Annotated in this window: 28 protein-coding genes and 2 pseudogenes; 20 read left to right on the top strand and 10 right to left on the bottom strand. The window is 55.3% G+C overall.

The genetic code is table 11. The features are described 5' to 3' along the window. Positions 1-193 precede the first annotated feature (193 nt). The 11 genes from purB to JCM2850_RS06730 all read left to right on the top strand — a co-directional run bounded on the left by purB (position 194) and on the right by JCM2850_RS06730 (position 10,471). Positions 194-1,564, top strand: a complete 1,371-nt coding sequence (purB, locus tag JCM2850_RS06775) for an adenylosuccinate lyase (protein WP_025870715.1) — start codon at positions 194-196, stop codon at positions 1,562-1,564. Next, positions 1,548-1,760, top strand: a complete 213-nt coding sequence (locus JCM2850_RS21390) for a hypothetical protein (RefSeq protein WP_025870708.1) — start codon at positions 1,548-1,550, stop codon at positions 1,758-1,760. Before purB ends, JCM2850_RS21390 begins: the two co-directional genes overlap by 17 nt. Beyond that, on the top strand, positions 1,751-2,467 hold the full coding sequence (locus JCM2850_RS22565; protein WP_051525302.1) for an autotransporter assembly complex protein TamA: 717 nt from the start codon (positions 1,751-1,753) through the stop codon (positions 2,465-2,467). The genes JCM2850_RS21390 and JCM2850_RS22565 overlap by 10 nt, the downstream gene beginning before the upstream one ends. Beyond that, positions 2,437-3,429, top strand: coding sequence for an autotransporter assembly complex protein TamA (locus JCM2850_RS22560; protein WP_051525301.1), 993 nt, complete (start codon positions 2,437-2,439; stop codon positions 3,427-3,429). Before JCM2850_RS22565 ends, JCM2850_RS22560 begins: the two co-directional genes overlap by 31 nt. Then, on the top strand, positions 3,429-3,569 hold the full coding sequence (locus JCM2850_RS21595) for a hypothetical protein (RefSeq protein WP_159105133.1): 141 nt from the start codon (positions 3,429-3,431) through the stop codon (positions 3,567-3,569). Before JCM2850_RS22560 ends, JCM2850_RS21595 begins: the two co-directional genes overlap by 1 nt. Next, positions 3,533-6,742, top strand: a complete 3,210-nt coding sequence (locus tag JCM2850_RS06755) for a translocation/assembly module TamB domain-containing protein (protein ID WP_025870707.1) — start codon at positions 3,533-3,535, stop codon at positions 6,740-6,742. Before JCM2850_RS21595 ends, JCM2850_RS06755 begins: the two co-directional genes overlap by 37 nt. 37 nt (positions 6,743-6,779) lie before the next feature. Further along, a complete protein-coding gene (gene wrbA / locus JCM2850_RS06750) occupies positions 6,780-7,379 on the top strand; it encodes an NAD(P)H:quinone oxidoreductase (protein WP_025870705.1) in 600 nt (199 codons plus the stop codon). A 145-nt stretch (positions 7,380-7,524) separates the two neighbouring features. Then, positions 7,525-8,268 carry a 5'/3'-nucleotidase SurE gene (gene surE / locus JCM2850_RS06745; protein WP_025870702.1) on the top strand — a complete coding sequence of 248 codons (744 nt, stop codon included), beginning with the start codon at positions 7,525-7,527 and terminating at the stop codon, positions 8,266-8,268. Position 8,269: 1 nt separating this feature from the next. After that, positions 8,270-8,938 carry a protein-L-isoaspartate(D-aspartate) O-methyltransferase gene (locus tag JCM2850_RS06740; RefSeq protein WP_025870701.1) on the top strand — a complete coding sequence of 223 codons (669 nt, stop codon included), beginning with the start codon at positions 8,270-8,272 and terminating at the stop codon, positions 8,936-8,938. Continuing rightward, the gene (locus JCM2850_RS06735; RefSeq protein ID WP_234406141.1) at positions 8,938-10,038 is read left to right on the top strand and encodes a peptidoglycan DD-metalloendopeptidase family protein; all 1,101 of its coding nucleotides are present in this window, start codon (positions 8,938-8,940) and stop codon (positions 10,036-10,038) included. The genes JCM2850_RS06740 and JCM2850_RS06735 overlap by 1 nt, the downstream gene beginning before the upstream one ends. Positions 10,039-10,141: 103 nt before the next feature. After that, positions 10,142-10,471 carry a hypothetical protein gene (locus JCM2850_RS06730; protein ID WP_025870696.1) on the top strand — a complete coding sequence of 110 codons (330 nt, stop codon included), beginning with the start codon at positions 10,142-10,144 and terminating at the stop codon, positions 10,469-10,471. A 21-nt stretch (positions 10,472-10,492) separates the two neighbouring features. Here JCM2850_RS06730 and JCM2850_RS17695 read toward each other — a convergent pair whose 3' ends face one another. The 9 genes and pseudogenes from JCM2850_RS17695 to JCM2850_RS23885 all read right to left on the bottom strand — a co-directional run. After that, positions 10,493-11,077 (bottom strand): hypothetical protein, encoded by a 585-nt coding sequence (locus JCM2850_RS17695; protein WP_036265679.1) that lies wholly within the window; start codon positions 11,075-11,077, stop codon positions 10,493-10,495. Beyond that, positions 11,074-11,274 carry a hypothetical protein gene (locus JCM2850_RS06720; protein WP_148301209.1) on the bottom strand — a complete coding sequence of 67 codons (201 nt, stop codon included), beginning with the start codon at positions 11,272-11,274 and terminating at the stop codon, positions 11,074-11,076. The genes JCM2850_RS17695 and JCM2850_RS06720 overlap by 4 nt, the downstream gene beginning before the upstream one ends. Before the next feature lie 128 nt (positions 11,275-11,402). Continuing rightward, positions 11,403-11,773 (bottom strand): annotated as a pseudogene (locus JCM2850_RS17690) (thioredoxin family protein). Positions 11,774-11,940: 167 nt separating this feature from the next. Then, complete coding sequence (locus JCM2850_RS06710; RefSeq protein WP_025870692.1) at positions 11,941-12,540, bottom strand: nitroreductase family protein; 600 nt, start codon at positions 12,538-12,540, stop codon at positions 11,941-11,943. A 4-nt stretch (positions 12,541-12,544) separates the two neighbouring features. After that, positions 12,545-13,621: an alkene reductase gene (locus tag JCM2850_RS06705; protein ID WP_025870690.1), complete on the bottom strand. Its 1,077-nt coding sequence runs from the start codon at positions 13,619-13,621 to the stop codon at positions 12,545-12,547. A gap of 116 nt (positions 13,622-13,737) precedes the next feature. Beyond that, entirely contained in the window at positions 13,738-14,322 is a 585-nt protein-coding gene (locus tag JCM2850_RS06700; RefSeq protein WP_025870689.1) for a YceI family protein, read from the bottom strand. Positions 14,323-14,378: 56 nt separating this feature from the next. Next, entirely contained in the window at positions 14,379-14,945 is a 567-nt protein-coding gene (locus tag JCM2850_RS06695) for a flavodoxin family protein (protein ID WP_025870687.1), read from the bottom strand. Between the two features lie 11 nt (positions 14,946-14,956). Beyond that, positions 14,957-15,418: a pirin family protein gene (locus tag JCM2850_RS23890; protein ID WP_369384853.1), complete on the bottom strand. Its 462-nt coding sequence runs from the start codon at positions 15,416-15,418 to the stop codon at positions 14,957-14,959. Beyond that, positions 15,398-15,693, bottom strand: a pseudogene (locus JCM2850_RS23885) (pirin family protein); the annotation flags it as partial. The gene JCM2850_RS23890 and the pseudogene JCM2850_RS23885, both read right to left, overlap by 21 nt. 172 nt (positions 15,694-15,865) lie before the next feature. Here JCM2850_RS23885 and cysZ point away from each other — a divergent pair. From cysZ to JCM2850_RS06650, 9 genes are all read left to right on the top strand, one after another. Beyond that, positions 15,866-16,633 carry a sulfate transporter CysZ gene (cysZ, locus tag JCM2850_RS06685; protein WP_025870685.1) on the top strand — a complete coding sequence of 256 codons (768 nt, stop codon included), beginning with the start codon at positions 15,866-15,868 and terminating at the stop codon, positions 16,631-16,633. Then, on the top strand, positions 16,630-17,541 hold the full coding sequence (locus tag JCM2850_RS06680) for a LysR family transcriptional regulator (RefSeq protein ID WP_025870683.1): 912 nt from the start codon (positions 16,630-16,632) through the stop codon (positions 17,539-17,541). The genes cysZ and JCM2850_RS06680 overlap by 4 nt, the downstream gene beginning before the upstream one ends. Before the next feature lie 192 nt (positions 17,542-17,733). Beyond that, positions 17,734-18,189: a phosphate-starvation-inducible PsiE family protein gene (locus tag JCM2850_RS06675; protein WP_025870681.1), complete on the top strand. Its 456-nt coding sequence runs from the start codon at positions 17,734-17,736 to the stop codon at positions 18,187-18,189. A gap of 10 nt (positions 18,190-18,199) precedes the next feature. After that, entirely contained in the window at positions 18,200-19,129 is a 930-nt protein-coding gene (locus JCM2850_RS06670; protein ID WP_025870679.1) for an AAA family ATPase, read from the top strand. A 109-nt stretch (positions 19,130-19,238) separates the two neighbouring features. Next, the gene (locus JCM2850_RS06665) at positions 19,239-20,063 is read left to right on the top strand and encodes a DUF58 domain-containing protein (RefSeq protein WP_159105132.1); all 825 of its coding nucleotides are present in this window, start codon (positions 19,239-19,241) and stop codon (positions 20,061-20,063) included. 9 nt (positions 20,064-20,072) lie between these two features. Next, a complete protein-coding gene (locus JCM2850_RS17680) occupies positions 20,073-21,380 on the top strand; it encodes a TgpA N-terminal domain-containing protein (RefSeq protein ID WP_234406140.1) in 1,308 nt (435 codons plus the stop codon). Further along, on the top strand, positions 21,311-22,081 hold the full coding sequence (locus JCM2850_RS22555; protein ID WP_234406150.1) for a DUF4129 domain-containing transglutaminase family protein: 771 nt from the start codon (positions 21,311-21,313) through the stop codon (positions 22,079-22,081). The genes JCM2850_RS17680 and JCM2850_RS22555 overlap by 70 nt, the downstream gene beginning before the upstream one ends. Beyond that, positions 22,057-22,578: a tRNA adenosine(34) deaminase TadA gene (tadA, locus tag JCM2850_RS06655; protein WP_036265678.1), complete on the top strand. Its 522-nt coding sequence runs from the start codon at positions 22,057-22,059 to the stop codon at positions 22,576-22,578. Before JCM2850_RS22555 ends, tadA begins: the two co-directional genes overlap by 25 nt. After that, entirely contained in the window at positions 22,575-22,802 is a 228-nt protein-coding gene (locus JCM2850_RS06650) for a hypothetical protein (protein ID WP_025870673.1), read from the top strand. Before tadA ends, JCM2850_RS06650 begins: the two co-directional genes overlap by 4 nt. A gap of 9 nt (positions 22,803-22,811) precedes the next feature. Here the strand turns inward: JCM2850_RS06650 and JCM2850_RS06645 are convergent, their stop codons facing one another. Then, positions 22,812-23,873: a rhomboid family intramembrane serine protease gene (locus tag JCM2850_RS06645; RefSeq protein WP_025870672.1), complete on the bottom strand. Its 1,062-nt coding sequence runs from the start codon at positions 23,871-23,873 to the stop codon at positions 22,812-22,814. Between the last annotated feature and the right edge of the window lie 17 nt (positions 23,874-23,890).

Here is a 23,890-nt window from a genome sequence, read left to right as displayed (position 1 = left end):
AAAATACCAGCCTGGCGAAAGCCTCAGCCCTAGACGCAGCTTAAAAATTCCAGACTAGTCCTTAAAAAACCAGACTTGCGATTTTGCCATTTGCAGATGTCAGGTAAAATCACGGCTTTCGATGCTTGGCCTGGCGGATTTCCGTTGTCCTTTCGCAGTTCGGCACTTCACACCCAGTTAAAAGGTTTTACTGATGGAGCTTACCTCTCTCAACGCACTTTCTCCCCTTGATGGCCGCTATCAATCCAAGCTAGACCCATTGCGCCCTTACTTCAGCGAATATGCGCTGATCCGTTTTCGCGCGCTGGTAGAGGTTGAATGGCTTAAAGCGCTGGCAGCAGAGCCTGCCCTTGGGGAGATTGCCCCTTTCAGCACTGCCACTGTGCATGAGCTGGATAAGGTGATTGCCGCATTTGGTGAGGTGGAAGCAGCCCAGGTCAAGGCGATAGAGGCGCGCACCAATCATGATGTCAAGGCGTTGGAATACTGGCTTAAAGAACATTTCGACGGCAATCATGAAATCCGCGCGGTCAGCGAATTTATCCATTTCGCCTGTACTTCCGAGGATATCAACAACCTTTCCCACGCTCTCATGCTCAAGCATGCGCGTGATGAAGTGATACTGCCTACCGTAGACAAGATCATTGCCCGCCTCACCGAACTGGCGCACGAACTGGCCGATCTGCCCATGTTGTCTCGTACTCATGGTCAGACCGCCTCCCCCACCACGCTGGGCAAGGAACTCGCCAATGTGGTGTATCGTTTGCGTCGTCAGCGTCAGCAATTGGCTGCCAACGACATTCTGGGCAAAATCAATGGCGCAGTGGGTAACTTCAACGCCCATCTGTCGGCCTACCCTGAATTTGACTGGGAAAGTTTCGCCCACAAGTTTGTTGAGCAACTGGGCTTGCAATACAACCCCTACACTATTCAGATCGAGCCGCATGACTATATGGCCGAGCTGTACGACACCATTGCCCGCATCAACACCATTCTGATCGACATAGACCGCGACATCTGGGGTTATATCTCCCAGGGTTACTTCAAGCAGAAGGTCAAGGAAGGCGAAGTCGGTTCTTCTACCATGCCTCACAAGGTCAACCCGATTGATTTCGAGAATTCCGAAGGCAATCTGGGCTTGGCTAATGCGGTGTTGCGCCATCTCGCAGAAAAGCTGCCTATCTCCCGTTGGCAGCGTGACCTCACCGATTCCACCGTGCTGCGCAATATGGGTGTGGCCCTGGGCTATGCCTTGCTTGGTTACGACTCCTGCCTCAAGGGTTTGGGCAAGCTGGAAGTCAACCAGCAACGTCTGCTGGAAGACCTGGACAACAACTGGGAAGTGCTGGCCGAACCTATACAGACCGTAATGCGTCGTTATGGCGTGGCCAACCCTTACGAGCAACTCAAGGCTCTGACCCGCGGCAAGGGTGGCATCAACAAGGACTCCCTGCATGCCTTCATCCAGGGCCTTGAGATTCCGGCACAGGCCAAGCAGGACTTGCTGGCGCTGACACCCGCCACTTACACAGGTAAAGCATCGGCACTTGCAAAAGCTATTTAGGCAAAAACTATCTAGAGAGCCCCTCTCACTCCCCGGCCTGCCTGCAGGCCTGTTGTTTCCCGCCAGCCGGGTCTTGCTTGCAGCGTCAGGCAAGGCCTGGCTAGCCGTTGTGCTACATACCTTGCTGCTGCATACCTTGCTGCTGCTTTCTGCCAGCACTACCGTCCAAGCCGAAACCCGTTACCGGTGGATATAGAAGCCCCCTCCTCGGTAGATGACTTACTCAAGCAACATCTGGAAATCATGCGCTGGCTCAACAGCCCACGCATGAACACTGCAGAATGGCACCGCATGCTGCAGGCAACACCACGTAATATCGAAGACCTGCTGGCAACAGAAGGCTATCTTTCGCCACAAATCACACAAAATGTCAGCACCAGTACTGAAGGCAACAATGGTCAGGACATCAGGCAACAAGCCACTTTCAGCGTAGACCCTGGCCCGCCTTCGGTGATCAAGGAGGTGGCGATCAACTTCACGGGCGAAATTACGCGCCAGGCCGCAGATATCAAGCCCACGCCTGAAAGTCTGCGCGAAAACTGGTCGCTCAAGCCCGGCATGCGCTTCAGCCAGGATAGATGGAACAGCGCCAAGCGTAGCCTGCTGGGTGGCCTGATTTTGCAACGCTACCCCGCAGCGCATATCAGCAAGAGCCTGGCCGAGATTGATGCCGCGAGCAATGAAGTGCGGCTGGAACTGGCGCTGGAAAGCGGGCAACCCTATCGTTTTGGCGAGGTTGAAGTTTATGGCCTGCAACGCTACCCGCGCAGCGTGGTAGATAACATCAACCCCATCAAGCCTGGCGAACCATACAGCCAGGCACGCTTGCTGTTTTTCAGTCTGAACTGCAGGCCACTGGCTATTTCAGCAATGTGGAAGTCAGCTCACGCGCGGAAGGGGTAGACCCGGAGGCTGCGCCTATTGTCGTTAATGTCACCGAGCTGCAAGCGGTGCAGGTAGGCATTGGTGTCGGTGCCAGCACCAACACTGGCGCGCGTACTACCCTGACCTACCAGGATCTCAACCTGTTCAACCGAGGCTGGCGCTTTACCAATACCTTCAAACTGGAGCAAAAAGCCCAGTCACTCAATTCGTTGATCCGCCTGCCCACCGACAAAAACGGCTATCGCGATAGCTTCAATGCCGATCTCAACCGCATTGATGTGGAGGGCCAGACCACCTCCACCCTGGGCACTGGCGTCAAGCGCTCTTGGGGCCCGCGCAGTTTTGAGCAAACCATAGGGGCGGCTTATCTGCTGGAACATGTGGCCGTGGCTGGCAGCGATTCACAGAACAACTATGCGGCTACCGTGTCGTATGGTGTGACTTTGCGGCGTATTGATAATGAACTCAACCCGACACGGGGCTATCTGTTCAATGCCTTGTTTACCAGCGCGCCTATAGACGTGATGGCCAATGGCAAATTCCTGCAAAGCTATGCCAAGGTGCAAGCCTATTACCCGCTGACGCGCAGCACACAATTCATAGGCCGCCTGGAAGGTGGTGTGGTGACTGGCGCCAGCAATGCCCCGGCTACCTATCTGTTCCGTGCCGGTGGTGACCAGTCGGTGCGTGGCTATGCCTACCAAAGCCTGGGTGTTGCCGATGGCGATGCGGTAATAGGCGGGCGTTACCTCGTTACTGGTAGCCTGGAAGTCATTCAGTGGCTGACCGAGCAATGGGGCGCTGCCGCCTTTGTTGACTTTGGTAATGCCGCCAACACCACGCGTGATCTCAAACCTGTTTACGGTTATGGCCTGGGTGCACGTTTCAAGAGCCCGGCTGGGCCTATAGGCATAGACGTGGCCCACGGTCAGGAAACCGGGGAATACCGTTTGCACTTCAACCTGGGGGTGACCTTCTGATGCTGAAGCGCATACTCAATCTGCTGTCATGGCCGCGTGTATTGCTACGGCATATGCCGCTTAAGTTTATGTCGCTCAAGCCCGTGCTGCTGGCCTGGCTATTGTGGTTGGGCTCCTGCATTGCCCCGGCCTATGCCTGATCGGGCTGGAATCCAGCCTGCGCGACCTGCATTACGATGCGGGCAGCATGGAGCTAGACCTATTGCAGTTTGATTCCAGCCTGCGCCTGTTGCCCACGCGCGAAGGCCGCCTGCTGGTAGATCATCTGCGCGCCGAGCGCCTGGTGATTCGCATGAAGCAGAGCCCGCAGCCAGAAACTCCTGATCAGCCTGCCCAGCCTATCACCCTGCCCGAGACCATTACCATCCCCTTCCCGCTGCATGTGCAGGAAGCCAGCATCAAGGAAATCGAGATTATCACCGGGCAAAAACGCCAGTTGCTGCGTAATGTCACTTTGCAAATGGACGCCGATAGCCAGCAAATACGCTTGCAGCTCTCACATGCCGAAACCCCATGGGGCGAAATCAATGCCGAGCTGAATATTGCCAATCGCAAGCCCTATGCCCTGGCAGGGGATATTCACGTACTCAATCATGGGCATCTGCATACCCGTCCGGAAACTGCCGCAAACACCGAAAGCCTGCCTTACACCCTGCACGCGCAGCTTTCCGGCAATCTGCAAGCCTTGCGCTTTGAGATGCACAACCAGTTTGTCATGCAGGATGGCAAGCCTGCTTTGCTCTCTGGCCCCGCCAACTCCAGCACTGAGCAGCTTGCCAGCAGCAGCGCTGATAGCAAAGTGGCCGGGCAGTTATCCATCGTCGGCGAGCTTGGTCTGGAAGCGGACATGCCGCTCAAACTCAAGCTTACCCTGGCTGACTTCAATCCCGATGCCTGGGGCCAAGATATCCGCGCCAAGCTTAATCTAGATATAGGGCTAGACGGTAGCCTGATGCCTGCGCCCAAACTCAAACTGACGCTAAATGCCCACGATAGCGAGTGGCGTGGCCAGCCTTTGCAAGCCCATGCAGAATTACAATTACTAGACCAGCTGCTTGAGGATGTTTCTGTGCAGGCATCACTGGGTAAAAACCAATTACAGGCACAAGGCAATCTGGGTGCTGCAAACAGCGAACTGCTGTGGAAAGCCAGCCTGCCCGCCCTCAACAGCCTGGGGGCGGCGTTTGGCGGCAAGCTGGAAGCCAGTGGTAGCCTCAAGGGTGAATTCGCTGCGCTGGAAACCGCATTCATCCTGCAAGGCGACAACCTGCGCCTGCCGGGCAATATCACGGCAAGAAGCCTGACGGGTCAGGGCAAACTACAAGCCATGGGCGAGCTGACCGCCAGTTTGACCACCCAGGGTTTGCGCCTGCAACAAGGCAGCTTTATTGATGGCCAATTAAGCTTGAGCGGCAACCGCCAACAACATCAGTTTAATGTAAATGCCAGTGGGACTGGCCTTAAGCTGGATGGCCAACTCAGCGGCGGCTTTGATGCCAGCGGTGCCTGGTCAGGCAGCCTGCAAGCCCTGAATTACCAAGGCGATACTCCAGTCACACTGGCAGCCCCCGCCCCCATCAGTCACGATGCAGAGCACGGCCTGCGCGTAGGACAGTTGGCACTGCAATTCAAGCAGGGACGCATCACCATGCGCAGCCTGCAACAAGGCCCGCAGGGCTTAAGTACCCAAGGCAACATTAGCAATCTGGCGCTGCGCGACATTCCGCCTGCGCTGCTGGCCTTGCCCGCCAATCTCAAGGGCAACCCAGTGTTTTCAGGCAGCTGGGATATCCAGGCACTGGAAACCCTGAATGGACATTTGCAATTACAACGCGAGTCCGGCGATCTCAGCGTGCTGCGGGAAGGCTTGCCCGAGTTGGCGCTGGGTTTGCAGCAAGTGGGCCTGCATCTGGATATGCAGGATAACCAAGTACAACTCAAGGCCGAGATACGCGGTGAAAAATTCGGCAGCGTCTTGGCCGAAGCCCGCACCGAAGTCAGTGGTGGTCAGGGGGCTTTCCTGCTTGCGGCCAATGCCCCTTTGCAAGCCAGCCTCAATGCAGATTTTGCCAACCTCAGCTGGCTACCTGTAGCGGATGTGCAGGCAGATGGCAGCCTCAAACTAGCGCTCAGTGCCAATGGCACCGTAGGCAGGCCCGGCCTGCAAGGCACCGTGACAGGCAGGCAACTGGCCCTGGCCCTGCCTGCCGAGGGCGTCAAGCTCAGCAATGGTCAACTGGATATCCATCTTGCCGATGACAGACTGATACTGGATACCCTGCGCTTCACTGGAGGTGCAGGCACCATCAGCGCCAGCGGTGACATGCGTCTGGAAGCTGGCAACCCTGCTGTGGCGGTGGACTGGGTGTTGGATAACTTTACTGCGGCGCAGCGTACCGACCGCCTCTTGGTATTGAATGGCACGGCCAGCACGCGTCTGCGCGATAAACAATTGGTGCTGGATGGTGACCTGCGCGTGATTCGCGGCCTGATTGAACTGGCAGGCGAAGGCGCGCCGCAACTCGGTGATGACGTAGTCATTATTGGCCGCGAGCGTGAAACCGAGGAAAGCCCGCTGCAAATCAATATTGGCAATCTCAAGATAGATCTGGGCGAAGAAGTCATAGGCATAGTCGACCCCAACAAGCAGTTTCTGCTGCGCGGCCGTGGGCTGGACGGTTACCTGACTGGCGTACTGACGCTGTCGGGCAACGTCCCTAACAACCTGCGCGCCGAAGGTTCCATCCGCGTCGGCGGTACTTATATGGCGTATGGCCAGATACTCAATATAGAAAAAGGCATCATCAACTTCAGCGGCCCCATAGACAACCCCGGCCTCAACCTCACTGCCATGCGCGATAACCAGACCGTCAAGGCCGGGGTGGAGATCACTGGCAATGTCATGATGCCCACGGTAAAGCTGGTGTCTACACCGAATGTGCCCGATAGCGACAAGCTTTCATGGCTGGTGCTGGGCCATGGCATGGATCAGGCGGGCAAGAATGAATTTGCCATGCTGTCGCTGGCGGCAGGTGCACTGCTGTCGCAAGGGCAATCTGTACCGTTGCAGACACGCATGGCACGCGCGGCAGGCCTGGATAGCTTCAGCATAGGTGGCAGCGATGTGCAAAGCTCCAGCGTCAACTTCGGCAAGCGGCTTTCGTCCAAGCTCTACCTCAGCTACGAAAAAAGCCTGACTGGCCTGCTGAATGTGGCCAAACTGACCTACACCATCAGCAAGCGCTGGTCTGTGGTGTCACAGGCAGGCTCGGAAAGCGCGGTAGATGTGCTGTATACCTTCCTCTTCAAGTAATTTTTACTTCTCAACTTAGGGACTTTAGGCATTGCATATGGCAGAAATACTGGTGCTTTATTATTCGCAAGGCGGTGCCGTGCGTGACATGGCCAAATTGATTGCACGCGGCGTGGAGAGCGTGCCTGGCGCCAGCGCCCGCTTGCGTACCGTACCCAAGGTGGTGACAGCGATAGACAACCCCGCGCCCAGCATTCCTGCAAGCGGCGACCCCTATGTGGAGCTGGCAGACCTGGAAAGCTGTGCCGGGCTTGCGCTAGGCAGCCCCACGCGCTTCGGTAATATGGCAGCCCCCATGAAATACTTTCTTGATGGCACCACCAGCCTATGGCTGAAAGGCGCGTTGATAGGCAAACCTGCCGCTGTCTTCACCTCTACTGGCTCCATGCATGGCGGCCAGGAAAGCACATTGTTAAGCATGATGTTGCCCTTGCTACATCACGGCATGCTGCTGTTGGGCCTACCCTATTCCGAACCCAGCCTGGCCGCGACCAGCACAGGCGGCACACCTTATGGTGCCAGCCATGTGGCGGGAGCGCTCAATGACAGGCCGATTAGCGCTGAGGAAAAGCAATTGTGCCTGGCCCTGGGCAAGCGCCTGGCAGAGACGGCATTGCGCCTGCAAACACCGCTTTAACTGGCATAGCAGCTCTACTTGTCAGAATCTCATTGGGCCTGTTTGATGACATGACAGAAATCACCTGCCAAGCAGTGAGAGAATTTTTACGCTTTGCTGGCTGGCGGGCAGCAACAGCGCCACATGACTCGGTTATAATAAAAAAATGCGTATTTTACTTTCCAATGACGATGGTTATTTTGCTCCTGGCCTCAACATCCTGGCCCAGCACCTCGCAAAAATCGCCGATATCGTGGTCGTGGCCCCTGAACGTGACCGTAGTGGTGCCAGCAATTCCCTCACTTTGGATAGACCCTTGTCAGTACACAAGGCCAGCAACGGCTTTTTCTACGTCAACGGCACACCCACTGACTGTGTGCACCTGGCAGTCACTGGTCTGCTCGATGAATTACCCGATATGGTGATCTCCGGCATCAACGACGGCGCCAATATGGGCGATGACACCATTTATTCTGGCACTGTGGCTGCGGCTACCGAAGGTTTCCTGCTGGGCATTCCCTCGTTTGCAGTGTCCATGTCGCGTCATGGTGTGCAGCACTTTGAAACCGCCGCGCGCTTTATGGTGGACTTGGTGCAACGTTATGAAAAAGACCGCTTTCCACCGCCGGTATTGCTCAATATCAATGTTCCCGACGTTCCCTTTGAGCAGTTGCAAGGCGTGGAAGTCACACGCCTGGGCAAGCGTCACAAGGCTGAACCCGTGATCCAGTCAACCACCCCACGTGGTCAGACCGTTTATTGGATAGGTGCGGCAGGCAGCGCCCAGGATGCCGGTGAAGGCACCGACTTCCATACCGTGAGCCAAAACCGCGTTTCCATCACCCCGCTGCAGATAGACTTGACGCAATACAGCCAGCGCGAGCAGGTCAAGAACTGGCTAAAACTATAGTATGAGCTCGGCGTTACGTGGCATAGGCATGACCTCCCAGCGCACGCGCGAGCGCATGCTGGGGCGTCTTAGCGAACAAGGCATCAAGGACGAAGTGACGCTGGCAGCATTAGGCAGTATTGCCCGCCATATCTTTGTCGACGAAGCGCTATCTTCGCGCGCCTATGAAGACGTTTCCCTACCCATAGGCTTTGGCCAGACCATATCCCAACCCTATATCGTCGCGCGCATGACCGAAATCCTGCGCAATGGCCGCCCACTGGAAAAAGTGCTGGAAATAGGCACAGGCTGCGGCTATCAAACCGCCGTGCTATCCAAGGTTGCCAAAGAGGTTTATTCGGTGGAGCGCATACGCCCGCTCTTGATGAAAGCCAGAGGGCATTTGCGCGAACTGCGCCTGTCCAATATCAAGCTTAAACATGCAGATGGCAGCATGGGCCTAGCCGAGGTTGCACCTTTTGACGGCATCATTGTCACAGCAGCAGCGCGGCATATCCCGGATGAGCTTCTGCAACAGCTCGCTGTCGGTGGCCGCATGGTAATCCCGGTGGGCACGGAAGAGCAGACGCTTTATCTGATAGAACACATCAAAACCGCCACCGGGTCAGAATTCAGACAAACCAAGCTGGAGGCAGTCAAGTTTGTCCCCTTGCTGGGCGGAACCAATTAATGCAACTCATGAATCACTCCTACAAATCCTTTCCACCTTTAGTGGCCTCCTTAGTGCTGGCCATGCTGGCAACCGCCTGTACCACCACTGAACATGCCCCTGTGATTGATAGAGCCCCTGCGGCCAATAAGCCTGCTGCAGCAAAACCGCAAGCCAAAGCTGCCAGCGGCCAGGATTGGCGTCCCAATACACATACAGTCAAGCGTGGAGATACCCTCTACAGCGTGGGTCTGGAATATGGCTTTGATTACAAGGAAATTGCCCAAGCCAACAATATCCAAGGCCCGGCTTATACCATCCACGTCGGTCAGCAACTCAAATTACCCGCACGCGCTAATGATGCTGCGCCATTGCCAAGTGCTGTGCCTGGCCAAGCCGCTCAGGTGGCGGATGGCGATGTGATCATCACCCCGCTTAACCTTGATGGCGGCGCGCCAGCGGCCACTGGCGGCCAGCCTGCAGCCAGTGCCAGCCCTGCCGCAGCCTCTGGCGTACCATTGTTGATTGTTGAGCCCAAGGCGTTGCGCGAACCCTATAGCCTGGCTGCCTTGAATGCGCCCGCAGCTACACCCAAGCCGCAGCTTGCAGCGGCACAGCCTACCGCTGCCGCCCCAGCAGCGTCTGCCGCAACTCCCAACAACACAGCGACCCCAGCCACACCTGCGCCAAATACGCCTGCCAGCAGTGCTACACCTGCTGCCAGTGCCGCCAGCAATAGCGAAGATGGTATTGAGTGGGCCTGGCCTACCAATGGCAAGGTGATTGCCGGGTTCAGTGAGTCGGGCAATGCCAAGGGTCTGGATATAGGCGGCACCGCAGGCCAGGCCGTCAATGCGTCTGCCCCCGGCAAGGTGATCTACAGCGGCTCTGATCTACGCGGTTACGGCAAGCTGGTGATCATCAAGCACAACAATACTTATCTCTCGGTATATGCCCACAACCGCAATATTCTGGTGAAGGAAGGCCAGCAGGTCACACGTGGCCAGAAGATTGCCGAAATGGGTGACAGTGATGCCGACAAGACCAAGCTGCATTTCGAGATTCGCCGCCAGGGCAAATCGGTAGACCCGGCCAAATATTTACCGGCAGCACCAGGCTAAGGTTTGCCGCTGTGCCTGGCGTCAGCTAGGTTACGCCGGGTTATATATTTGGCGCTTGATATCCAGATTCGAATAAGTAGACTCGAATAATTAAAGGGACGACATGAGCAAACAGCCACGCAAGCCTGACTCTTTACTGGATACCTTATTGGCGATAGGCAGGTTATTGCTGGCGTGCTTGGGCGTCATAGGCTTGGGCGTACATCTGTTCCGCGAAGATGGCTGGCTGCAGCAAGGCTTTGCCAAGTTATTCGAATCCACCACGACCATGCTGGCCATCCCGGTCATCATTCTGCTGATTTATATTGCCAATCGCTGGCTGACCGCGCCAGAACGTGGCGAACTCAGCAGCCGTGGCAATATCCCGCTTTATATCATGATGGCCATAGGCGGCTATTTCTTGTACACCCTGGCTACCACGGGCGATTTCTGAACCAGCACGCTGGATAGAAATTTAAGCGACGCGGAAATATCCCAGAATACTGGCTTGATTCAATACTGCGATCTGCACATGGGTCTTGGCTTTAAAACCAGATCCAGCAAATAGCTCGTCCCCTTCCTCAAAAACACCGTAAACCGTGTCATATGCAGCTTGATTGTGCAACTCACGCATCTCATGGAGCACTTTAATGGTGGCGCAATCCAGCTGGCGCTGCATGAAAATTCCATTCCTGCGAGTTTTATTCGTAGGCAGCTCGGTTTGGGTGGATGCAAAAGAGGTTTTAAGGACATCATATGCCTCTAACAAATCCTCATTCACGCCATAATCCGTCAGATTCAAGCACAAGCCAGGATGAATAAAGGCGCCGATCACCGCTGGATTTTTGATTTTGGAATATTGTCGCTGACTTTGCTCTGTAGCCCATTGCAGGCCACGTTCTTTACTATCCACCCAGAAGTAGATGCCTGGGCCTAACCAATCGTAATCATTTTCGCTGGGCTTAAGACCTTCAAGCCCTGCTAAGACTTTTTCAGCGATTTCTTGATCGCATCCGTGATACCCAATCACTGGACCTAGTGTATTTTTTGTTCTACTCAATCAGCGTATTCAGGGGCTAATTTCCCGGCTTCAATAATAAGCCCGGCTTTTTTGAGGAAGGCTTCAGCCTGTATTGGATCTCTAGCAATGGCCATGGCTTGCGCATAGGCTTCAGGAGCCACCTGCCCAGCATGTGGCTTGGCAGTAAAAGTAGCCCTAGTTTGCTGAACTTCCAGAGATGTGGATTTTTCGCTCATGACTTTGAGTATGAACCCGTTTTTTCGGATATTCAAGTTGCAGGCGCACAACAAAAAAGGACAAGCACCCTGCTTGTCCTTTTTCTATTGCAGATGACAGCGGCCTTTAGCCGCCTTACACCTAACGCTTATTTCGCTGCTGCAGCCTGCTGAGCATAATACTCACGCACTTGGGTCATATCATAAGCTCTGGCCCATTCGATGATTTTATCCAGCGCAGGCGCGCCTATCTCGCCTACCTGAGCATGTATACCGGCCTGTTCACGAATCACCAGTACGCAGGAATCTTGCTGACTTCAAAATACTCGCCAATTTCCGGGTCTTCTTCGGTATTGACCATGCCAAAGACGATATCAGGATTTTGCTCAGAGGCGGCCTCAAAGACAGGCGTGAATGCCACACAGGGCTGACACCAGGGTGCCCAGAAATCCACAATGACAAAATCATTGCTTTCTATGGTGCTTTTGAAATTGGCTTTGTTCAGCTGCAAGACCGGCATGATGACTTCCCGCTAATGGATGGAATTTTTCATTATAACAGACCTGTCTAGCCTGATTGCGGCCTACTGGCTGAGTTTATGCGGTGCGCATCATAGACAAATCAGTGACCCACTTACTCTCCAGCACAGATAGCACCAGAGAGTAAGCGACAGGCTAAATGATGGTCTTAAACCACAGGCTTGCCCCAGGCACCATCAAAGAACAGTTCACCCAGTTCGCGGCGGCTACGCGCTGCGGTTTCGCGTTCACGGGTTTCTGCATCCAGAGTGTCAGGGTCGGCGGGATGGCCTACTGAGATCATGGCAATGATCTCAATCTGCTCGGGAATCTCGAAAGCAGCACGCAGCTTATCGGCATCAAAACCTGCCATCTGGTGCGCCATCAGGCCCAAAGCGGTAGCTTGCAGGCAGATATTCTCGGCCGCAGCACCAGTGTCATAGGCTGCCCAGCGGTTGGGTTTGCCATTGTGGTTGAACTTGGTATCAGCGGCGATCAGGAACAGCAACGGTGCGTTCTTGACCCAGCCCTGGTTGAACTCAACCAAGGTATCAAACGCCTTTTGCCAGGCGGCCTTGTCCTTGTTGCTATCCCAGACAATAAAGCGCCAGGGTTGGTCGCCATAACAGGAAGGTGCCCAGCGGGCCGCTTCCAGCAAAGCGATGGTCTGATCGGCTGTCACAGACTTGGAAGCGTCATAGGCACGGCCACTCCAGCGCTGCGCAATGGTTTCATCAATCGCAACGCGGGTGGTAGCGGGTTTCTTCATTTTCTTATCCTTGCAAGGTTGGGTAATCGGTATAACCCTTGGCGTCACCACCATAGAAAGTGGCTTGGTCAGGGGTGTTCAGTGGCGCATCCTGGCGCAGGCGCTCCACCAGGTCAGGGTTGGCGATGTAAATAGCGCCATAGGCAATTGCATCGGCATGGCCGGAGGCAATGGCAGCATTGCCGCGCGCCTTGTCATAAGCGAGGTTGGCAATATAGCCGCCCTTGAATTGGCGACGCAAGTCCTCAAAATCAAAATCAGGTGTCGCCTCCCCGCCCATGCCACCTTCGACCACATGCAAATAAGCCAGGCCAAATGGGCTCAGGCTGCTGGCCACATGGTTGAACAGACGTTGCGGAGCGGAATCGCTGATGTCATTGAAGGGGTTGAGCGGCGAAATACGCACACCCACACGCTCGGCTCCTGCCACGTCCACTACGGCCTTGGTTACCTCCAGCAACAAGCGCGTGCGATTTTCCAGACTGCCACCGTATTCATCCTGACGCTGGTTGGTGCCATCGCGCAGGAACTGATCCAGCAAATAACCATTGGCGGCGTGGATTTCTACGCCATCAAAACCTGCGTCCAGCGCATTGCGGGTGGCACGCGCATAGTCAGCGACGATGCCGGGCAATTCTTCTATTGCCAGCGCGCGCGGTGTAACAAAATCCTGCAGACCTTCATAGGTAAAGGCCTGGCCTGCGGGTTTGATGGCAGAAGGTGCAACTGGCAAGGCATTGCCAGGCTGCAACGAGGGATGAGAGATACGGCCAACATGCCAGAGTTGCAGCACTATCTTGCCGCCCTTGGCATGCACGGCAGCGGTCACCTGCTTCCAGCCTTCTACCTGGGCCGCGTCATGGATACCTGGCGTGGCAGGATAACCATGCGCAGTAGCAGAAATAGGCGTGGCCTCAGTGATGATGAGGCCAGCAGAGGCGCGCTGGGCATAGTACTCGGCATTAATAGGCTGTGGCACATTGCCCTGGCCCGCACGGTTACGCGTCAATGGGGCCATGACAATACGATTGGCAAGCTGGATGCTGCCTAGCTTGGTGGGGCTGAACAAATCCTGGGACATGGTAAGACTCCTATGCATGAATGCATGCAGATAAGGCATGCAAAATTGCACAGCGTCCGCAAGTGCTTGGCCATTGCGGACGCTGTGCAATCAATTTCCAGATGGATGAATGCTGCTTACTTCTTGACGCCTTCGATCAGCAAGGTGACTTCAATGTCATCACCTACAGGCGCACCAGCCTTGGCGGCCCAGGTATAGCCGAAATCAGAGGCACGGATGATGGTCTTGGCTTCAATACCAGTGCGCAGGCCGCCCCAGGGATCTTTACCGAAGCCAAGTACTGCAAATGGGAAGGTCACTTCCTTGGTCACGCCATTGATAGTGAGCTTGCCAGTTACATTGCCCTGGCTAGCAGTAGTACCCACCACCTTGGTGCTGACAAAGTGAATCTCGCCGAACTTGCCAGCATTGAGATACTCTTCCTTCTTGATATGCTCGTCGCGCTTGGCATTGCTGGTATTAATGCTCAATACATTAATCTTGGCATCAACGCTGGAGTTGGCAAGGTTGTCTTTATCAATAGACAGCTTGCCCGTCACATCGCTAAAGGTGCCAGAAGTCTTGGCTACGACGTGGCGTATGGAGAAATTGGCAAAGCTATGCTTGTTGTCGATTTCGTAATGGTCTACCTCGGCCATGGCCAGGCTGCTTAAGCTAAAAAGTCCAGCGATCAGGCCGAGTTTGGCGATTGAATTCTTCATTGCATATCCTCTTTTGTGTTTTTAGGTTTATCAAGCTTGCAACTTACGAGCATGCGCTAGGCATGCAGTTTTTTAGTAATGAGCGCAACCCGCTCACCCAGGTGCTCTGCCGTCAGCAAATCACTCTGCAACGGCGCCACATCCGGCCCCTGGTCACTATTGGCCTGTGCCAGCGCCCCCAGGAAACCACCCAGGCGGTTCAAGTCATTGACTGAACCTGTGCTGCTATTGTTCCCCGGCAGTAAATCATTGCCTACCCAGATCATGCCATGCTGTGCGGCAAACACAGTGAGCTGAATCAGGGTGTTCAATTTGTCACCACTTTGGCTGGCCGAGGTGGTGAAACCAGCGGCTACCTTGTCTTTCCAGCCACGCTGATACCATATGCTGGAGCTTGCATCCATAAAGCCTTTGAACTGCGCCGAGGCTGAGCCCATATAGGTGGGGCTGCCGAAGATAATGGCGTCGGCAGCGTTGAGGGTGTCCCATTGCTGTTGCGCCTCTTCAACATTCAGCAGCTTGACCTCGCTACCCTCCACCTTGGCCGCGCCTCTGGCTACAGCCTTGGCCTGAACTTCGGTATGACCATAACCACTGTGATACACGACAACGATTTTGCTCATGATGCTTTCCTTTAATGTGATGGTAATGTGGAATGCGCAGGCAAGTCGAACAGTAAAATCTCGGCCTCCTCACCAGCGCTAATAACGATAGATAAGTGCTCATCAAGCTTGGCCGCGTCGACCTTGGCGGCATCTCCGGCTTCCAGCAAGCTGTCACCCAGTGTTGCACTGCCGCGGGCAATCTGAATATAGAGGCTGCGGCCTGGCTGTGCTGCATACTCCAGCTGTTGATTTTCAGCCAGCACTGTTGCATAGAGTGCAATGTCCTGATGCACACGCAACGAACCTTCGCGTCCGTCTCTGGAGGCAATCAGACACCAGCGGTTGTGCTTGTGCTCTGCTGCAAAATGCTTTTCCTCGTAGCCTGGCTCTATCCCATCACGTTCTGGCAGTAACCAGATCTGCAAGAGATGTGCCACCGTGGTCTTAGAGGCATTGAACTCACTGTGCACTATGCCAGTACCCGCGCTCATGCGCTGCACATCACCCGCCTTGATCACCGAGCCATTGCCCAGGCTATCCTCATGGCGTAATTCGCCCTTGACATATAGGTAATGATTTCCATATCCCGATGTGGATGCATGCCAAAACCCATGGCAGGGGCAATTACATCTTCATTGATCACGCGCAACACCGAATACTGCATATGCGCAGGGTCTTGATAACTGGAGAAGGAAAAGGAGTGGTAGCTATCCAGCCAACCATGATTGGCGTGACCGCGTTCCTGGGACTTTCTTAGCTGGATCATCATAAGCTCCTTATGTGGCAACAGGGCTGTGGGCATGCTGTTGCTGGGTATATTCAATATTCTTGAATGTATAAAATTACGATTTGCTTGCTGCCTGAATCAATGAAGCCCATGGTAGAGAAACGCCAGCGGTATTAATAGCAAAGAAATTTGTATATATTGTTCAAAAATTATGAACCCCTCGCCTACACCCACTAGCCAACTAGCTGGCCCGCAATATCTGCTGCAGGGCTTGAGCCTGATCTGGACACCAGGTTTGCGCCTGTTTGTCATCCTGCCGCTGCTGATCAACCTGCTGTTGTTCGGGCTGATGCTGTATTGGTCTGTGCAAGGTTTTGATGGCTGGCTGCACGCCATGCTTGCCACCCTGCCCAGCTGGCTGGATTTTCTGGCTTATGTGTTATGGCCTTTGTTTGTGCTGTTGCTGCTGATCATGATCTTCTTCAGCTTTACCCTGATTGCCAACCTGATTGCGGCCCCCTTCAATGGCTTGCTGGCAGAAAAAGTGGAAGTACTGATCCGCGGGCAAGATAACTTCCCGGCTTTCAGCATGGCAGAGCTGCTGGCATTGGTGCCGCGCACCCTGGGGCGCGAACTGCGCAAGTTGATATATTTTCTGCCACGCGCAACTGGCTTGCTGCTGCTGTCCTTGATTCCTGGTGTCAATCTGCTGGCCAGCCCTTTGTGGCTGCTTTGGGGCAGCTGGATGATGTGTGTGCAGTATCTCGACTACCCGGCAGACAATCACAAACTTGGTTGGCAGGACATGCTGAGCTGGTTGCGGGCACGACGCTGGAAAAGCCTGGGTTTCGGGGGTAGCGTTTACCTCGCGCTGTGGGTGCCCGGGCTTAATTTGATCATGATGCCAGCCGCCATTGCAGGGGCTACCTTGTTCTGGGTGCGCGAATATGACACGCCTGCCAGGGAGTTGAGTGCATGAGCATCAGGCTCTCTATAGAAGCACTGGAAGTGCTGGATGCCATAGACCGCGAAGGCAGTTTCTCCGCAGCGGCAGAAAGCCTGCATCGCGTACCTTCTGCCATTACCTATACCATACGCACGCTGGAAGACAGCCTGGATATCAAGCTGTTTGATCGCAGCGGCCACAAGGCCAGGCTTACCGATGCGGGCAATGAATTGCTGCGTGAGGGACGCCACCTGCTGAAAGCAGCAGGTGAACTGGAATGCCGCGTGCGGCGGGTAGCTACCGGGGTTGAAACCGACCTCAGCATCGCCATCAGCGATTTGCTAAGGCTGGAACCTTTGTACGAGATCATGACGCGCTTTTATGCGCAAGGATTCGGCACACGCTTACGCCTGTTGCGCGAGGTCTATGGTGGCACTTGGGATGCGCTGATCAGCAATAGAGCCGACATTGCCATAGGCGCACCGGGTGAAGGCCCACCTGGCGGTGGCTACACTACGCGGCTAATGGGCACGGTGGAATTTGTCTTTGCGGTGGCACCGCACCACCCGCTGGCGCAGTTGCCAGAACCGTTAAGCAATCAGGATATCCAGCAACACCGTTCGGTATCGGCTGCCGATAGCTCGCGCAGTCTACCACCCAAGACCTCGGGCATATTGGACGGCCAGGACACCCTGTCTGTGCCGGATATCCCCAGCAAGGCGCTAGCGCAGATCAAGGGCCTGGGTGTGGGCTATCTGCCACGTGGACTGGCTGAATACCATGCTGCCCGCGGTGAACTGCTTATCAGGCAAGTCGCCGAACCCAAGACCGACGTGGTTGGCTATACCGCCTGGCGCAGCAATGGCGGCAAGGCGCAGCAATGGTTGCTGCAGGAACTCATGGCGATACCGCTGCAGGATTTTCTGCCCGGCCCAACCTGAACCAGCAAGAGCACTAGCCCTGGCATCACGCAGTGTGATATCGGCATTGGCAAAATTTGAGTACACTGACAATCTGGTGCTTATGTCGTGGACAGCCGCACCAGATATGGCGCCAGCCGCAAGGGGAGCATTACGCAGGCAGGCAATAAACAATAGGCAACAATAACAACGATACAGGATCATCAGCGTTTCATGGCACAAAACCATTTTCCCAGGGAATTCAACGTCATCAACCGTTACACCATACGCGCCATGCTCTGGCTCAACGGTTTTGCCCACATCACGATAGGACTGGCCCTGGCAGTCTCGGTCATGATGTTCGCCTGGCTGTTCTTCCTTGATGTCAGGGTCGCGGTCTTTTCCAATAATCTGGTACACGGCTTCCTCAATGCCTTGGGCACTTTGATGCTGCTTTGGTCCATCTCAGCCCTGATCTCGGCGGAGATACGCTACCTCATGGGGGCCAAGCTGGAGGTGGAAACCTTTATCGAGGTGGCCATGGTGCTGGTGCTGCGCAAGCTCATCATCATGCCAGTGCAAGAAGTGGTGCCAGACCCGATGGAAGTGCTGCTCTGGGTAGGTGCCGGGCTGATGCTGGGTCTGACTTTTGTCCTGGTACGCTGGGGCCAGAAACAACGTGTAGAGTGATTCTTATCTTATGAGCAGCAGCCCCCCCGCAGTCATCGCCAACATCCTCATTAACACCAGCCGGGTCATACTGGGTAAAAACACCCAGATCAAACTGGCGCTGGCAACCCTGCTGGCACGGGGGCATCTGCTGATAGAAGACTTGCCCGGCATGGGCAAGACTACCCTCTCCTACACCTTGGCCCAAGTACTGGGCCTGGAATTCAACCGCGTACAGTTCACCAGTGACTTGTTGCCAGGCGATATTCTCGGTATTTCGGTTTATGACCGCAATGACGCCAGCTTCAAGTTTCACCCTGGGCCAGTGTTCACCCAAGTATTGCTGGCCGATGAGGTCAACCGTGCCTCACCCAAAACCCAGAGCGCCTTGCTAGAAGTCATGGAAGAAGGTCAGGTGACGCTGGAAGGCGAAACCCGCGCCCTGCCCAAGCCATTTTTTGTGATTGCCACGCAAAACCCCGGTCACCATATTGGCACTTTTGCACTGCCAGAGTCTCAGCTTGATCGCTTCTTGATGTGCATCAAGCTGGGTTATCCAGACCCACGTTCTGAACGTGCCCTGCTGCAAAACAATGGCGGCAGGCATGGCATACACAAGCCTGAGGCGGCCATAGATGCTGCGGGGCTGCTGGCTTTGCAGCAAGCCGTTGACGCTATTCATGTCTCTGACCCCTTGCTGGATTATTTGCAGGCGCTGTTGCAGCACAGCCGCGACTGCAAGCAATTTGTCGCTGGACTTTCACCTAGAGCAGGGCTGGGTTTGCGTCAATGCGCCCAGGCCTGGGCATTGATTCATGGTCGTGATTTCGTTGCGCCTGAAGATATACAGGCGGTATTGCCTGGCGTGGTTGGTCATAGATTACAGGCTGTTCCCGCCAGCGCTGGCAAACAGATACTCAATAGTGCGCAATACCTGCTGAATGCAGTTGCCATCCCTTAAGCTCCCTGCACGCTGGCGCCGTCAGCGCCCTCCCCCTACCCTACCTCTTGTTTTGGGGCCACACAGCATTTACATACTGCCCAGTCGCGCTGGCTGGGGTTTAGGCATCGTGTTGTTATGCATGTTGCTGGCCGCCATCAACTACAGTCTCAACCTGGGCTTTCTGCTGACGTTTGTTATTGTCGGCATGGCCTTGTCCAGCATGCTGCACACCTGGCGCAACCTGGCCTGGCTGCAAGTCAATGCCTCAGCTCCAGCCCCTGTGTTTGCCGGGCAGCATATCCAGCTGCAACTGGAGCTGAGTGATAAGCGACAACGTGCACGCTATGCCGTGGGCGCGGCCCTGGCGCTGGAAACAGCGGTTTATACCGATATTGCCGCTGGTCACTCGGCTACATTAACGCTGAGCCTGGCCAGCAAGCAACGGGGCTGGATGCAGGTGGAGCCTATTGCACTCTCCACCAGCTTCCCGGCTGGACTGTACCGGGTCTGGACCAGCTTTCCCAGCCCGCTGCGCTGCCTGATATACCCCGCCCCCGCCGAGCCCGGCCTGCCCCTGCCTGAAGGAGCCATTCCCGGCGGCAGCGAAGGTGAGACTTTACGCCGTGGTGACGATGATTTTTCCGGCCTGAGACCCTACCAGGCAGGCGATTCGCCACGACGCATAGACTGGAAAGCCTCCTCGCGCGAGCAAGGCTTATATAGCCGGGATTTTCATGCCGCTGCGCATGAGCAATGCTGGCTGGACCTGGCGCAAACTCCGGGCAAAAACCTGGAGCATAGACTCAGTCAGCTAACACGCTGGGTGATGGACGCCCATGAGCAATCCCTCAGCTATGGCTTGCAATTGCCCGGCATCACCCTGGAGTCAGCGCATGGTGAAGTCCATTACCATGCCTGTTTGCGCGCGCTGGCATTGCTGGGGCAAAGGTAAACCCAGCCTATGGCCACTCAAGACAAAAAAATAGGTGCAGCTTCCAGCACAGTTTTGGCACAGGCCCAGGCACTGCCCCCACCCAGCCTGAGCGAGCTGGTAATACTGTTGAGCGCCATGTTGCTGACCATGGCCATGCATTTCAGCTATTTTGCGCCCTGGGTCACAGGCTTGATTGTGCTGTTTGCCAGCTGGCGTTTGCTGCTCAACATCAAGGGCTGGTCCATGCCCAAGGTCTGGTTGCTCTGGGGTCTCAATCTGCTGGGCATAGGCTCTATCTATCTGCAACATGGCACTTTGTTTGGCCGTGATGCCAGTGTGGCCTTCCTCGCCCTCATGATTGCGCTCAAATTCATGGAAACCAATAGCCGCCGCGATTTTGTGGTGCTGATCTTTGCGGGCTATTTTTTCAGCATCACCACCTTTTTATTCAGCCAGTCCCTGCTGCTGGGCTTTTATCTGCTAGTGCCAGTATTTGTGCTGACTGCCAGCCTGGTGGGCAGCAGTTACCCCCAGGGCACCATGGCGCTTTCCCTGCGGCTGCGCACAACCACAGCCCTGTTATTGCACGGTCTGCCCATCATGCTGCTGCTGTTCTTGTTCTTCCCACGCGTTCCTGGGCCCTTGTGGGGTGTACCGCAGGATGCCTACAAAAGCATGAGTGGCTTATCCGATGAGATGGAGCCCGGCAGCATCAGTGAACTCAGCCTTTCGCCTGCCGTGGCATTCCGTGCCGAGTTCGAGCAAGGCATCCCTGCCGCTCATTTGCTTTACTGGCGCGGCCCGGTGCTGAATCAGTTTGATGGCAGGCGTTGGCAGCAGGCAGCCCCTGCCACTGAGCCAGAAGCACTGAGCGAGCGTACGCCAGAGCAAGCCAGCCAATTGAATTACAGTGTCACGCTTGAGCCCCACAACCGCCGCTGGCTGTTCATGCTGGATATGCCGCTGACGCTGCCCGACAATGCCAGATTCTCGCCATCTAGACAGGTGCTGGCGGACAAACCTGTGCGTACGCGCATGCGTTATGCCGCCACTTCGCAAACCCAATACCGACTAGCTGCGGAATTAAATCCACAAACGCGTGCCCTGACCTTGCAACTGCCAGCCAGCGGCAATCCGCGCAGCCGAGCTTTGGCACAGCAGTGGCAAGGACAAGCACCACAAGCTGTGATCAAAACCGCCTTGAACATGCTGCATGAACAAGGTTTTATCTATACCTTGTCGCCACCGCCATTGGGCAGCGATAGCTGGATGACTTTTTATTCAACAGCAAACGTGGTTTTTGCGAGCATTACGCCAGCAGCTTTGTCTTTCTGATGCGCGCGGCTGGCATTCCGGCGCGCGTGGTGCTGGGTTATCAAGGCGGCGAAATTAACCCGGTGGGGCGCTACCTTATCGTGCGGCAGTCTTCCGCCCATGCCTGGGCCGAGGTCTGGCTACAGGATCAAGGCTGGGTCAGAGTAGACCCCACTGCGGCGGTCTCGCCTACTCGCGTGGAACGCGGCCTGAATTTCGCTCTGCCAGATGAAGCCGTGCTGCCACTGATGGCCAGGCCTGAATTTCCGCTATTGCACAAGCTTTACCAGAACTGGGATGCAGTCAACAACGGCTGGAACCAATGGGTACTGGGCTATAACCAGCAACGCCAGCTTGAACTGTTCTCACGCCTTACTGGCAAGAAGGTAGACTGGAGCTGGCTGATCAGCAGCATGCTCATAGGCCTGTTCAGCATACTGGGCCTGCTTAGCCTGCTGCTATTCCGGCGTAGCCGCGGCAAGAGCACACCGCTGCAACGTCTATATCAGGATTATTTACGTCGATTGGCTAAACTGGGTATCCATAGCCACCCCAGTGAAAGCCCCACAGCTCTGGCCCAGCGCGCCAGCCAGCAATTGCCGCAACATGCGCAAACCCTGCAAGAGATTACCTCGCTCTACCTGGCGCTGCGTTATGGCATGCCAAGATCAGCCCAAACCGTGGCAGAATTTCGCCTATGGATAGAAAAGCTCAAGCCTTGAATGATGAAGATTACATGCGCCTGGCACTGGGATTGGCGCAGGAAGCCGCGCTGGCTGGGGAAGTGCCCGTAGGTGCTATTGTCGTCAAGGATGGCGTGGTCATAGGCCGTGGCAGCAATGCGCCTATCGCCGGGCATGACCCTACCGCTCATGCCGAAATCCGCGCCATGCGGGATGCTGCCAGGAATCTGGGTAATTACCGCCTGGTAGGCTGTACGCTGTATGTCACGCTGGAACCCTGCGCCATGTGTGCCGGAGCCATACAGCACGCGCGTATAGCCAGGCTGGTATTTGGCGCGCACGATAACAAAACCGGGGCCTGTGGCAGTGTCATCAATCTGATGGATGAGCCCAGGCTTAACCACCATACCAGTGTTGAAAGCGGCTTGCTGGCAGAGGATTGCAGCAGCACCTTGAGCCGATTTTTTCAGCATCGCAGGCAATTGCACAAAGCCGCAAAGTCCCAATCTGCCAAACTTGAAGAGGAGTCACCATGAGCTGGGAGCCCTATCTGGTGGTGTATTTTTTCTCGCTGGGTTTATGCCTGCTGTCTACCATCTACAAGACCGCCTGTTTCAAATCCATGCTCTGCAGGCAGATACTCGGTAGCGTGTTCTGGAGCCTGATTCCGGTCATGAATACCTTTAAGGGCTTGCTCTGGCTATTGTCGCTGGCAGTGATTGGGCTGGAAAAGCTCAGAGCCAGCGCCCCCCGCGACTAGGCAGAAGATTTACTGGCGCGATGGCAGGTTTTTGCCACGCTTGACCTCATCGGCCAGTGCCTGCGAGGCATCGCGCTTTTGCTTGGTGTATTGCAATATGCTTTCCAGCTTGGCGGCCGAAGGCAGGGCTGGGTCGTAAGGCAGTTGTTTCAGGGCCTCATAGCTTTCCTGATAGCGCTCAGAGATATCGTTCTCGATCTGCTCACCCAATTCCAGATAGGTCACATTGCCCTGCTTGCTTTCATGCATTATCTTGAGCCAGGAGCGGTTGATGGCCTGATCTTCACTCATAAAGGCATTAATCTGTTTTTGCAGCAGTAATTCATCGCCCCAGCGATAGCGCGGCACAGGCAGGTTGTTCAGCATCACCACAATGGCTGCCAGCAGTAGCCCAGCCCCGGCCAGTCTGGCAACTTTAGAGATGCTATGCTCAGCCCGCAGGCTGCGCATGCCGATCACACCCGTCAGCATGCCCGTGACAAAACCCCCTATATGCGCGGCATTGTCTATGGCCGGGATCATGAACCCTAGCGCAATAGTGGCCAGCGCAAATACGCAGGCACCGCCAAATAACCAGCGGAACTCGCGGTTTTCAAGATCGGCACGTTCATGCCAGAGAAACACAATCAGCGCACCATAGATACCGAAAATGGCCCCAGAAGCACCGCCCGATACAGCCTGATTCCCCTGCCACACCAATGACAGCAGATTGCCGCCCAAGCCACTGGCCAGATAGATCAGCAGATAACGCCAATGCCCATACATGCGCTCAACCAGCTGACCGCCATCCCAGAACGCCACCATGTTCAGTGTCAGATGCACTGTACCAAAATGCAGGAACAAAGCCGTGGCCAGACGCCACCACTCGCCATCCTGAGTCGCCGGGCCAAAATTGGCACCCCAGGCAAGTTGTACCTGATTGGGGGAATGCCAAAAGCCAGCGCCATTGAACAACATGAGCACAAACACCAGCAGATTGAGCGCAATCAGGCATTTGGTGATGGGTACACCGGGCGTACGCTGTTTAATGGCCGCACCCAGCGAGGGCCAACTGGCGGTGATATCTGACATGGATTAGTACATTACCA

This window comes from Methylobacillus glycogenes JCM 2850, from assembly GCF_000617925.1.
Lineage (GTDB): Bacteria > Pseudomonadota > Gammaproteobacteria > Burkholderiales > Methylophilaceae > Methylobacillus > Methylobacillus glycogenes.
This window is presented reverse-complemented; position numbering and strand designations above follow the sequence as displayed.